Annotated in this window: 11 protein-coding genes; 5 read left to right on the forward strand and 6 right to left on the reverse strand. The window is 35.4% G+C overall.

Annotated features, from left to right (window positions below; all coding sequences use genetic code 11):
• From CWO92_RS20195 to CWO92_RS20215, 5 genes are all read right to left on the reverse strand, one after another.
• On the reverse strand, positions 1 to 394 hold a 394-nt coding region (locus tag CWO92_RS20195), incomplete at its 3' end, for an ATP-binding cassette domain-containing protein (protein ID WP_133120590.1).
• On the reverse strand, positions 381 to 1,400 hold the full coding sequence (locus CWO92_RS20200; protein ID WP_101356017.1) for an ABC transporter ATP-binding protein: 1,020 nt from the start codon (positions 1,398 to 1,400) through the stop codon (positions 381 to 383). The genes CWO92_RS20200 and CWO92_RS20195, both read right to left, overlap by 14 nt.
• 488 nt (positions 1,401 to 1,888) lie before the next feature.
• Positions 1,889 to 3,337: a degradosome RNA helicase CshA gene (gene cshA / locus CWO92_RS20205; protein ID WP_101356018.1), complete on the reverse strand. Its 1,449-nt coding sequence runs from the start codon at positions 3,335 to 3,337 to the stop codon at positions 1,889 to 1,891.
• 320 nt (positions 3,338 to 3,657) lie between these two features.
• Entirely contained in the window at positions 3,658 to 5,043 is a 1,386-nt protein-coding gene (locus tag CWO92_RS20210; protein ID WP_101356019.1) for a UDP-N-acetylmuramoyl-tripeptide--D-alanyl-D-alanine ligase, read from the reverse strand.
• A gap of 161 nt (positions 5,044 to 5,204) precedes the next feature.
• Entirely contained in the window at positions 5,205 to 6,275 is a 1,071-nt protein-coding gene (locus CWO92_RS20215) for a D-alanine--D-alanine ligase (RefSeq protein ID WP_101356020.1), read from the reverse strand.
• A gap of 527 nt (positions 6,276 to 6,802) precedes the next feature.
• On the opposite strand from CWO92_RS20215, the gene CWO92_RS20220 reads away from it, so the two are divergent.
• A complete protein-coding gene (locus tag CWO92_RS20220) occupies positions 6,803 to 7,114 on the forward strand; it encodes a hypothetical protein (RefSeq protein WP_101356021.1) in 312 nt (103 codons plus the stop codon).
• Between the two features lie 27 nt (positions 7,115 to 7,141).
• Here the strand turns inward: CWO92_RS20220 and CWO92_RS20225 are convergent, their stop codons facing one another.
• The gene (locus tag CWO92_RS20225; protein WP_101356022.1) at positions 7,142 to 7,909 is read right to left on the reverse strand and encodes a hypothetical protein; all 768 of its coding nucleotides are present in this window, start codon (positions 7,907 to 7,909) and stop codon (positions 7,142 to 7,144) included.
• Between the two features lie 533 nt (positions 7,910 to 8,442).
• Here CWO92_RS20225 and CWO92_RS20230 point away from each other — a divergent pair.
• The 4 genes from CWO92_RS20230 to CWO92_RS20245 all read left to right on the forward strand — a co-directional run bounded on the left by CWO92_RS20230 (position 8,443) and on the right by CWO92_RS20245 (position 13,251).
• Positions 8,443 to 9,762, forward strand: a complete 1,320-nt coding sequence (locus CWO92_RS20230) for a hemolysin family protein (RefSeq protein WP_101356023.1) — start codon at positions 8,443 to 8,445, stop codon at positions 9,760 to 9,762.
• Positions 9,763 to 9,879: 117 nt separating this feature from the next.
• Positions 9,880 to 11,079 (forward strand): FtsW/RodA/SpoVE family cell cycle protein, encoded by a 1,200-nt coding sequence (locus CWO92_RS20235; protein WP_101356024.1) that lies wholly within the window; start codon positions 9,880 to 9,882, stop codon positions 11,077 to 11,079.
• Positions 11,080 to 11,456: 377 nt separating this feature from the next.
• Positions 11,457 to 11,858, forward strand: coding sequence for a MerR family transcriptional regulator (locus CWO92_RS20240; RefSeq protein ID WP_101356025.1), 402 nt, complete (start codon positions 11,457 to 11,459; stop codon positions 11,856 to 11,858).
• Between the two features lie 43 nt (positions 11,859 to 11,901).
• Positions 11,902 to 13,251 carry a hemolysin family protein gene (locus tag CWO92_RS20245; RefSeq protein WP_101356026.1) on the forward strand — a complete coding sequence of 450 codons (1,350 nt, stop codon included), beginning with the start codon at positions 11,902 to 11,904 and terminating at the stop codon, positions 13,249 to 13,251.
• Position 13,252: the final 1 nt, after the last annotated feature.

A 13,252-nucleotide genomic window follows, 5' to 3' on the forward strand; every position in this document is an offset into this window, starting at 1 on the left:
TATCTTTTTCTTCTGACTTTGATAAATTTTCAAAATTCCGAAGAGGTTCTGCTATAATATCCAAAACCCGCTTTCTTGGATTTAGGGAAGAATATGGATCCTGGAAAATCATTTGAATATCACGGCGAACATTATGAAATTCTGTTCTGCTTAATTTTGTAAGATCCTTATCTTCAAAAAGAATTTCACCAGATGTCGCTTTATTAAGTCCGATAAGGGTTCTACCCGTGGTTGTTTTCCCGCATCCAGACTCTCCAACTAGCCCGTATGTCTCTCCAGGTTTTAATTCAAAACTGATATCATCAACTGCTTTCACATAGTCAACGACTCTTCTAAAAAAGCCGCCACGAATTGGATAATAGACTTTAAGATTATTAACTTTAAGAAATGTCATCATTCATGTCCCCTATATTTTCTGGAAAGTGAAAGTTTTTATAGCAAGTACAACGTACATAATGATTTGGTTCAACTTCCCGCAAAATTGGATTTTCTTCATGTTCATGCTCATCTATCCAGTCAATACGGTCTTTAAATCGGCATCCATGTCTTGGAAGGTTTTGTAATGAAGGGACTATCCCTTTAATAACATGCAATCGATCATTTCCTTCTGCAGTAGACGGAATAGAATTTAATAAAGAGCGAGTATAAGGATGAAGTGGATTTTTAAATAATGTCTTTACGTCTGCAAGTTCCACAATCTCCCCGGCATACATAACCGCGACCCTATCCGCCATCTCCGCAACGACTCCAAGATCATGGGTAATTAGAATAATCCCTGTCTTCATTTGCTTTTGAAGATCTTTCAGCAAGTCCATAATTTGAGCTTGAATAGTCACGTCCAACGCAGTTGTAGGTTCATCAGCAATAACTAGAGATGGATCACATGCAATCGCAACAGCAATAACAACCCGTTGTCGCATACCACCGGATAATTCATGTGGATATTGTTTATATGTCCGCTCTGGATTCGGAATTCCAACCTTTTTTAGCAGTTCTAATGCCTTTGCTTTAATTTCAGAGGATGATAATTTTGTGTGGTAGTTCATACTTTCTTCAATTTGCTTACCGCAGGTCATTAAAGGATTAAGAGCAGTAAGAGGATCTTGAAAGATCATTCCTATATCTTTTCCGCGAACCTTATTCATTTCCGATGTTGACAAAGAGAGAAGGTTTCGGCCATTAAAGTTAACATTTCCCTCTAATTTTGTTCGTCCTTCTGGGTGTAGACCCATTACAGAAAGTGCAAATGCACTTTTCCCGCATCCTGATTCCCCAACAATTGCGACGACTTCGTTTTCATTAACCGTTAATGTTACACCATCTACGGCTGGATAATAATTATCTTGTATTCGAAATGAAGTTTTTAAATCTTCTACTTGTAAAAGTGGTTGATTACCCAATATGATCCCCCTTAACTAAGAAACCTATATGTCGAAATTTGTTGAATTTGGTTAAAATTTAATTAAGTTTATATTCCTAATTATAGATTGATATATTTGAATAGTCAATACAATTATTTTTTTTATATAATTTTTAATTTTAGCTATTACAACTAACCTCTTGTTGTATCCAAGTTTATTAAGATAACCATAATTAATTTTCAATTATCAGAATAATTTTTTATCATTTAATAGTTAAAATATTCTAATTAGTAATTATTCAAAGTAAAATAATTCTAATATAGGATTAAGGGGAATTTTGTCGAAAATCGGGACATAAAAAAATACCCCTTATTTATCATAAGGAGTATTTTTAACTGATAAACAAAATATGAATTTTTCTTTTGATTAAAGGAATTCTTTCCGTATTTGTTCTTAACCAGCTTACCTAATCGCTTACTCTTTTATTGGCCCCGTTCTGGTTAATTTAATTTACCGAATAAATAAGTTTATGGTCTTCTTTCAGCTCTTTTTGGCTTTCTATTTTTATTACCGTAGGAAGAAGATGATTGCTTTCCTCTTCTATAAGACGATTTCTGGGAATCCTTTTTCGATGATCTTTGGAAATCCTTTTTCATTGGCAAAGGACGTTCCTCTGTAATATGGACCGGTGTATTATCAGGCTCTTTTGTCATTAATTTTAAAGCCGCAGCTATAACTAATAACGGATCATTTCCTTCTAGCAACTCTTTGGCTACCGTAACATATTGATCCAAATTGCCCTCATTTAATATTTCATTAATCCGTTCCATAGAAACACGTTGTTGTCCCTCGAATGCTTCATCAATGGATGGCGGACGCATCGGCATCATACGTTTTTTGGTTGTTTGCTCTACTGTTCGCAAATATCCCATTTCACGCGGACTCACAAAAGTTATCGCCATTCCCTCTTTACCAGCTCGCCCAGTTCGCCCAATGCGATGTACGTAAGATTCAGGATCTTGTGGAATATCGTAATTATAAACATGTGTAACACCAGAAATATCAAGCCCTCTTGCCGCTACATCTGTTGCTACTAACACATCTACTTTCCCTTCTTTGAACTTTCGCAGAACGGAAATGCGCTTTGCCTGGCTAAGATCGCCATGTATACCTTCTGCAATATAACCGCGCAGATTTAGTGCATTAGCTAATTCATCAACACGTCTCTTTGTACGGCCAAAAACAATAGCAAGTTCTGGTGATTGCACATCAATTAGACGAGAAAGCACGTCAAATTTCTCTCGCTCATAGACCTTAACAAAATATTGTTCAATTAGAGGAACAGTCATTTCCTTTGTTTTTACTTTAATCGTTTCTGGGTTTTTCATAAATCTTTCTGCTATCCTGCGAATTGGATCAGGCATTGTAGCAGAAAAGAGTAGTGTTTGTCGATCTTCAGGTACACTGGAAAGAATGGCTTCAATATCATCAATGAACCCCATATTTAACATTTCATCAGCTTCATCAAGGATCAAAGTATGAACTTGATCCAATTTCAATGTACGGCGATTAATATGATCAAGAATTCTACCTGGTGTTCCTACAATAATTTGTGGTCCCTTTTTTAGGGCTTTAATTTGTCTTTGAATATCTTGACCGCCATATACAGCAAGAACACGCGCTCTTGCATCATAGCCGATTTTATACAATTCTTCCGATACTTGAATCGCAAGTTCACGTGTTGGAGCAATGATAATTCCTTGAATATGAGGGTTTTTAGGATCAATTTTTTCAATAAGCGGAATTCCAAATGCCGCCGTTTTACCGGTTCCAGTTTGCGCCTGACCGATAATATCTTTCCCTTGTAAACTTAATGGAATTGTCTTTGCTTGAATTGGTGTTGCTTCTTCAAACCCCATTCTCTTTACTGATTTCAAAAGGGATGGGCTTAATTCTAATTCTGAAAACTTCGTCAATGCTTCTCATTCTCCTTCTAGACACTTCACAGGGCCATATTAACCCCCTTGGGTTATACCCGATTCTATTTTCAAAAAAAAAGACATTTCTATCTCTTTTGTTTTACGGCAAAAAGTGTAAACGATATTGTATATGGTACCATTAATAACTGGAGATTTCAATGTCAACAGAACCCACACGAATCAGTCTTAGCTTACTTTCTATGCTGTGCTTCGTATAGGGGAGGTTAATTAATTTTAGTTTATCAAAATCCATCCAATCATATACCTTTTACAGAGTAGTAGGATTTGGATAAAAAGAAATCGGTATCCCGATTTCCTTACTCCTTATTCTCAACTAAGGATGTTGCTACTTCTTCAAGCTCCATGCCTCTAGAGCCTTTTATAAGTACAAGCTCGTTTCCTTGTATATGAGATATAATAGATTGAATCAATTCTTGTTTATTGACAAAATTAAAGACCCGGTCCGCCCCAAATTGTTTTTTTGCTTCTTCTGCAATATAATACCCAAGTTCACCATACGTAAACACATATTTTATTTTGGATGGTTGGAGGAATCGGCCAATTTCACGGTGGAAATCTTTTTCCGCTTCTCCCAACTCCAACATGTCGCCTAATACAACTATTTTTTCTCTTGATTTATCAAGATCCATCACCAAATTTAAAGCCGCTTTCGTAGATGTAGGACTTGCATTGTATGCATCATTAATAATCTTGATGCCATTTAAACCATCTAACACTTCCATCCTCATTGCCGTAAGTTTAACGGATGATAGTCCATTCTTTATTTCCTCCATGGATAGACCAAGCTCCCGCCCAGCAAGGATAGCTGCCAAAGAATTAAGAACATTGTATTCTCCAAGAACTGGTATATATAACTGAGAATCTGGTTCCATATTAACTGAGTAGGCACTGCCATTTTCATCTTGGTTGATAGTAATTGGATAAATATCGTTTTCTTGCTTCTTACCAAACGTTTGTATGCGTACGTCAGATATAGCCTGTGCTCTTTCCCTTAGTAATGGCTCGTCTCCCAAATAGATAAATAAACCATCTCTTGAAAGTCCTTTTACAATTTCCATTTTTGCATCTGCTATTGCTTCTCGTGAACCTAAATCTTGTAAATGAGCTTCTCCAATATTGGTAATGATGGCAACATTAGGACGAGCAAGTCTAGTTAAAAATTCAATTTCACCTCTTGCACTCATACCCATTTCAAGAACAGCCACTTCTGTATCTTCTTTTAAAGATAAAACGGTTAATGGCAGGCCTTGACGACCATTATAATTTCCAATTGTTTTTTGTACTTTGTACTTTTGACTCAATACACTGGCAACCATATCTTTTGTAGTGGTTTTCCCATTGCTGCCAGTTACCCCAACTACTTTGATGTTTAATTCCTGCAAATACGCACGGGCTAATTCTTGTAGAGCTGTTAAAACGTCCTCTACAATAATAATAGGCAGGCCATGTGGAGGATTAGGCACATCCTTTTGCCAAAGGGATGCTCCAGCCCCGCTGTTTATTGCCGCTTCTACATATTGGTGTCCGTCCACAAATCTACCTTTTAGAGGTACATATAAGTTTCCCTCCTGGATGACCCTTGTATCGATACATGCTCCGCTAATTACATTATCTTGAAATTCGGTAATATCATTTTCTATTTTTATCATATTTGCTATTTGCTTGACCGTACGCTTCATCATTTCTGTAAGCCTCCATTTTAACTTTCAAAATCATGAAAAAGGGAATAGGAATCACGAAGATGTGATCCTTATTAGAAAAGCGCAAGCGCCTTGCCTATCCGCACGACGGCTTACGCTAGACAAAGACTATATATAAAAAGAACCTATAGCTTTTACTTATTTCAAAATGTATATTTTATTTTTTGCTTATCTTCATAGCGCTCTAAAGCTAATTGGATGAGACGTTCAATTAGTTCTGAATATTCGACGCCACTATGCTTCCATAAAAGTGGGAACATACTAACAGGTGTAAATCCCGGCATTGTGTTTACCTCGTTTATTAACACTCTCTCATCGGCTGTTACAAAGAAATCTGCACGAACTAAACCAGAACAATCGAGTACCTTAAAGGCTTTTTTTGCAATGTCAGACATACTTGCATATACTTCATCTGAAATTTCAGCTGGGATAATTAGGGCAGTATCCCCGTCCTCATACTTCGCCTTATAATCATAAAAAGTTGTTTTAGGTAAAATCTCTCCCGCTACAGAGCATTCTGGATAATCATTACCTAATACACCTATTTCAATTTCACGTGCAGTAATACCCTCTTCGATAATAATCTTACGGTCATATTGAAATGCTTCCTTATAAGCTTTCTCCAATTCGTTTCTATTCGTGCACTTACTAATTCCTACACTAGATCCTAGATTAGCAGGTTTGACAAAACATGGGTACCCTAATTCTGCTTCCACGTATTGATAGGCAGATTCAGGATCTGCCTCCCACGTACTTCTTAAAGACCAAACATATTTCACTTGTGGAAGACCGCTTTGCGCAAATATAGTTTTCATAATCACTTTATCCATTCCCGCAGCCGATGCCAAAACACCATTACCAACGTATGGAAGATTTAATAATTCCAACATCCCCTGAACAGTGCCATCTTCTCCGTTTGGTCCATGTAAAAGCGGAAATACTACATCATAACCGCTGTCCTCCTTTGGAGATATGGAAGACATTAGTGCATTGGGTGCTATTGCCTCTCCGTCGGTAAATTGCAGCTCTTGCACACTATCTACCGGACCATGTAATTGAGGACCTTTCAGCCATTTTCCGTCTGTTGATATATAAATAGGATGAATTTCAAATTTTTCTAGATTTAATGCTTGAATAACCGCTTTAGCAGTTCGTAATGAAACTTGATGCTCAGCGGATTTTCCTCCATATAATAAACAAAGCTTCGTTTTCATAAAATATCCTCCAGTTAATCTTTCGCTTTTGTTCTCTTTTAAAACTCATGACATTTGCCTAGAACATCATATGTAAAAATGTACATAACGGTGAAAATCCAATATGCCATTTCCATTCTCGGTATTAATATTAACCTATCTGCAGCTACAATTCATCCTCTTTTACACGATTTCATCCTTTAGTTCTAGTGTGAAAATATTCCCATTACCTTTTCTAGATTTCTAAATTGGTTTTTGATAAAATGTTTTAAAATTTCTATTGTACATACTGTCTATATTCTGTGCCTATCGCCTAGTGAATTTCAGTGTTATCTCTGCGAACGTCTATATCGACTAGTTGCCTACCTCGCCGTGTTGTCTTTATCTTTATATCACTCCGAAACTCGAAGGTGAAATGATACTTCAAATTTCGCTCATCCGTACGCCGATGGGCAAGGCGATTTTCTATTTACTCACACGTATAAGGCCCGGAGGATATATCTTATTTTGTAAAAATAGAATAATTTGAGGGTTCAAGGGAGGAAAATATGAGTTATGTATTAGCTCATAAGTGGTTTATTTTGGTATCCCTCGAGGTTTTGGCTTGGGCATCCACCTTTTTTCTTTTTTATGCAAGGTATGGATTAAAATCCTCCATTTGGTTTAGGATCGCCAGTGTTCTGTTTGCTATAACCGGAATAATTCCACAAGTCATAATAGGGGTCATTAATTTTGTCCACACTAGAAAGTTGGACATTTTCACTTTAATAATCGTTGTACTGCTTATTTATGGATTTACATTCGGAAAGAAAGAAGTAAAAAAACTCGATGCATGGGCACAGAAAAAGTTCTCCAAATAAAAATCCGCCTGATTTTGGCGGATTTTTTTATTTAATAAAACATTTCCATTCTTTTAATTTCCGATCATATACAATCTTCCCATCAACAGGTCTGCTTCCGATCATTGAATATTCCTCATGCATCTCATCCATATAATAAAAGTCGCCAATCACCCATATTGGAATTTCAATTTGAGAACGGGAAAATTTTGCCCTTTCTAGGGATATGACCATACCTTCCTTCATGTTTTCAATAAAGGGATAGAGGATTTCTACAGGAACATTAGAAAATTCATTTTTACGTCTTCTTCCGAACATTGGTTTTTCCACTTTATCAATCATTTTACGCATAATGGAAGTGCCAAGTACATGATAAAAATCTTCAAATGATCGATAATATGTTTTATTAAACGCCCCATCCTCATGTGCTAGATATACAAAGTGATTATCCAGTTTTCGATAAAAAGGCAGGCGAAGATGTTTTTTTAAATGACTTAAATATAAAAGCTCTGCAATCTCCTGACCCTCTAATAGGTTTAAACCTTCTTCATTTTCAAAATCAATCCAACAAAAGTCACCATAACTATTCACATCATCATTAGCAAGCTTAGGAAGCGTTTCATTATCCACGTAATCCAATAAAGTATGTAAATTATAATTGCCATCGTCAAATTGATGGCGCAGAAGAAGAAGATTAGATATATCAGGAATTGCCGCAATAAATTCCTTAAACTCTATTCCTGCCGATAGTACATAATGATCCGGGTAATTTACATGTACGTAAATAATATCACGATTCCCTGTATGATTTTTCAATTGAGGTCCCTCCGATTAGCTCTTACCCTAATTCCACTAGCAATAGCGCATTGTTATCGACATATAGACTACCAATCATATCACATTGCCGTTATTGCGTGGTGATTATCCCGCAATTCCCGGCTGCCGATAGGCGCTTTTTTGATAATCCCCTAAAAAAAACAGCTTCCAAAAAGAAACTGTATAATTTGAATCAAAGTTTCTATTTATTTTACCAAATTTATATCTAAATTCCTCATTATTTTTACCTAATTTTCATTTTTATTTGCAATACATGAAAAATTCGTAGGAAACGGTCATGTGACATGCTTTTTTCAGAAATTTAAATTTACATCTATCAAGAATACGGTATTGGGATTTCATTTTCGGGTAAAGTAACAATATATGTGTTCGAGTTAGGAGGTGCTTGTCCATTATTATAAGGTTGTTTGCACATAGATGGATAAAATCCAATTGCTGATTATAACGTATTGCCTTTTTGTAGGCTAAATTTGTCTGCAAAAGCATAAGAAAAGCCTTATAAGGACAAAACAATGCCTATTTTTAAACTTGTCATCATCCTTATTTTAGTTGCCCTTACCGCCTTTTTTGTCTCAGCAGAATTCGCTTTTGTTAGAGTTCGCTCTTCTAGAATAGATCAGTTGATTTCAGAAGGTCATAAAAAGGCATCTATCGTAAAAAAAATCCTATCCAAATTAGATGGATACCTGTCAGCTATTCAATTAGGAATTACAGTTGTTTCCTTAATATTAGGTTGGCTTGGAGAACCAACAATAAAACAAATTTTAAAACCATTTTTTCACTTGGTATACCTTCCTTCTTCCGTGGAAAATATATTGTCTTTCATCATTTCTTTTATGATCATCACTTTTTTAAATGTTGTATTAGGTGAGTTAGCTCCTAAAACAATTGCAATCCAAAATGCAGAATCGATTTGCTTGTCATTTGCAACACCATTAGTTTGGTTTAGCCGTATTATGTTCCCATTTATATGGGTGTTAAATAGGTCGTCCCGTCTTGTTACAAAACTGTTCGGCTACGAACCAATTCCGGATCACGAAATTGCCCACTCAGAGGAAGAGTTAAGAATTATCCTCTCTGAAAGTCTAAAGAGTGGGGAAATTAATCAGTCGGAATATAAATATGTAAACAATATCTTTGAATTTGACAATCGAATTGCCAAGGAGATTATGGTCCCAAGAACCGAAATTGTTAGTATTGATAAAAGCTCTACCATTGAAGAAATTATGGAAATTGTGCGTACAGAAAAATATACACGTTACCCTGTTACAAATGGAGATAAGGATAGTATTATTGGTCTAATCAATATAAAAGAATTACTAACGGACTGCATTTATAATGAATGCCAGGAAGATGATCCTGTTGATAAATATATTAGCCCTATCCTCCGTTTTATTGAAACAGTTCCAATCCAAGATCTTTTAGCAAAAATGCAAAAAGACAGAACACATATGGCCATCCTTTTAGATGAATACGGTGGAACAGCAGGAATGGTAACCGTCGAAGATATATTAGAAGAAATTGTTGGAGAAATTCGCGATGAATTTGATGTTGACGAAATTCCGCTTGTTCGCAAAGTCGGGGATAACCATTACATTTTCGATGCAAAAGTCTTGATTGAAGACGTAAATGATTTATTAGGAATTGAAATTTCCGATGACGAGGTAGATACTATCGGAGGATGGCTGCTCACACAAAAATATGATTTAAAACAAGGGGATAAAATTGAAATGGATGCGTGTGAGTTTATAGTATCTGAAATGGAAGAATCCCATGTACTGTACGTTGATGTCATAAAAAAGGTAACTACACAAAAAGTCTCTGAAGAATAAGAGGCTTTTTTTTATGCATCTTGTAATCAAAATCTCCATATGTTTAATATATTGGAAACTTTTATCTGTTTCTTTCGTCTTAATATTATGGATATTTATAGGAACTAGGTGAAAAACATGGAAAAATCACAAAAATTTATAGATAAGATAGATTGGACACTAATTTTAATCCTATTTTTATTTTTTCTTGTAAGCTGCATTTCGATTTCAAGTGCCCAAACATCTGATCAATACGGAATGAATTTTGTCATTCGGCAAGCTTTCTGGTACGGCATCGGTATCGTCATCATTGCCTTTTCCCTTTTATTGGAACCAAGTCAATATAATAAACTGTCCTTTTACTTATATGGTGCCGGTATTATTTTGCTCATAGGATTAATCATTGCTCCTCATTGTCTTGACGAAGGTTGCCTTGTCCCAAGAAAAAACGGTGCAATAAGCTGGTACATCTTGCCTGGTGCAGGTCAAATACAACCTTCTGAATTTATGAAGCCCTTTATTATCTTAGCGATAAGTAGAGTGATTTCATCTCATCATGAAAAGGTGCGATTAAAAACGTTGAAGAGTGACTTTCTTCTATTATTGAAAATCGTAGTCGTCGCGATTATACCGCTGGGATTGATTATGATGCAGCCCGATTTAGGAACAAGCATGGTTATTTTAGTGATTGTTGCTGGAATGATACTTGTATCAGGTATTACTTGGAAAATAATTGCCCCTTTATATATTTCCTTAATTACAATCGGAGGAACTATATTATCCTTAGCAATTTATAAACCAGAAATTTTAATTAAATTTTTGCAAGTCCCAGCATATCAATTTGACAGAATTAATACTTGGATTGATCCAGAAAATTATCCTGATGCTGGTCGACAATTGCGAAGTTCTATTATGTCGATAGGATCTGGAGAAGTCTTTGGAAAAGGATTTATGGGAAAACAAGTGTATCTTCCTGAGAGACATACCGATTTTATCTTCAGTGTAATTGGAGAGGAGTATGGCTTTATAGGATCAAGCTTAGTTATCTGCTTATTTTTCATTCTTATATATCACATAACAAAAACAGCTATTTTAACAAACGATAAGTTTAATACATATGTGTGCGCAGGAGTCATCTCCATGATAACTTTTCATGTCTTTCAAAATATCGGTATGACAATACAGGTTCTGCCAATTACCGGTATTCCTTTGCCATTTATTAGTTATGGTGGGAGTTCATTGATGGGAAATATGCTTGCTTTAGGGGTCATTTTTAGTATTCGCTTTTATCATAAAGAGTATATGTTTTCGACTTCATCCGATCGCTTTTATATGTAGCAAAAATTACTCGCAAAAAAAGCTCACCCTTTTGAAAAAATGGACTTCAGAAAAGAATACTGGACAATAAATTTCCATATTGTAAAATAATAGGGTTAATTTCGAGTATATTTTTTGTCGCCCTTAATTAAATATCTTTAGGGTGTTTAGCTTCAAGGTATCTTTTCTTATATATGATTATCTTTTTATTAAGCTTAAAAAAATTTAGGCTTTTGTTGTTAAAACAACGATTTTTGAGAAAGTGGCCTTAGTTAATAAAAAGCATCACGTTTGACTGTACGGTTTCTTTTTTTTATAATATTAATAATATTTTAGCGTAAAAAATGGTAAAAACCATTTTCCTTTAAGGGTGGTGATAAGATGGGGTCGTATACCGTATTGGTGAGTTAGCAACCTTAGCAAATGTATCTAAGAGAACAATAGATTACTATACGAGTTTGGGTCTCTTACAGGCTAATCGTTCTAAATCAAATTATCGTATATATGCTTCCGAAGCTTTAGATGATCTTAAATTTATTGAAAGATATAAAAAGCTTGGAGTATCACTTGAGACTATTCGCAGGAAAATGGAAATGAAGAAATGCCATGAAATGAATGAATTCATTGTGGAACAGCATATCGAGTCCGTTTCAGAGCATATGAAACAACTAAATATGGAGCTATCCGATTTGGCGCCAGTATTTGAGGTACTTAATACAAAGCAAAAAGAAGCTATTTTCAAGAGGCTAACTATAGAGAGCGTTGCATTAATGCAATCGCTACATTTCTTAACAAAATAGGAGGTGACTCCTATCCCGTATTTCACGGGGTAGGGAAACTTATTTGGACATATTTAAACTAGTGCTTGTTTTTTTACTAATAGCACTTTCCGCATTTTTTGTTGCATCGGAGTTTGCAATTATAAGGGTGCGGAGCTCACGAATCGACCAGCTCATTGAAGAAGGGAATAAAAATGCGCTGGCAGTGAAAAAAATTATTACGAACTTGGATGAGTATTTATCTGCCTGTCAGCTCGGAATTACCATTGCATCATTGGTATTAGGATGGATCGGGGAGTCGGTAGTATCCAAATTGCTGCACCCACTGTTTGATTTAATCCATATTCCAGTTTCTATTTCAAATGTGATTTCATTGGCACTCTCATTTGCAACTATCACATTCATACATGTGGTAGTTGGTGAATTAGCACCAAAAACACTGGCCATTCAAAAAGCAGAAGCATTGAGTTTATTTCATGCAAAGCCTTTAATCTTCTTCTATCGTTTAATGTTCCCGTTTATTTGGATATTAAACACATCTGCACGTCTCGTTACAAAAGTTTTTGGTCTTAAACCTGCGAGTGAAAATGACATTGCCCATTCGGAAGAGGAATTGCGAATTATTTTATCCGAAAGCTACAAAAGTGGAGAAATCAATCAATCAGAGTTTAAATATGTAAATAACATTTTTGATTTTGACAACCGAATTGCAAAAGAAATAATGGTACCTCGTACCGAGATTATTTCCTTATCGAAAGAAGATAATCTTCAAGCATTTTTAGATATTGCAAAAGAAGAACGCTTTACACGATATCCAATAATAGACGGAGATAAAGACCATATCATTGGGATTGTGAATGTAAAAGAAGTACTTACAGACATAATCCATGACAAAGAAATAGAAGCATTGTCTTTACAGGATTATATACGACCAATTATACGTGTAATTGATTCGATTCCGATTCATGATTTATTGGTCATGATGCAAAAGGAACGTATTCATATGGCTGTATTAATTGATGAGTATGGCGGCACTTCCGGTCTAGTAACAGTAGAAGATATATTAGAGGAAATTGTCGGAGAAATCCGCGATGAATTTGATATGGATGAAGTACCATTAGTTCGGAAAGTAAAGGAAGATCATTTTATCATTGATTCTAAGGTACTTTTAAGTGAAGTGAACGATTTATTGGGAATTGATATTCAAGATGAAGATATCGATACCCTCGGTGGCTGGGTGCTATCCGAAAATTACGAAGCCAAGCAAGGCGATATTATCGAATTTGAGGATTACGAGTTTATTATAAAAGAAATAGAAGATCTTCACGTTAAGTATATTGAGGTAAAGAAAAAAAACCCTCAAGAGGTAAAATTGAAACATAATATTACGCTTACCAATTCGGAAGCGATTTAAA

This window comes from Heyndrickxia camelliae (assembly GCF_002844575.1).
In the GTDB taxonomy this organism is placed as follows: domain Bacteria; phylum Bacillota; class Bacilli; order Bacillales; family Bacillaceae_C; genus Margalitia; species Margalitia camelliae.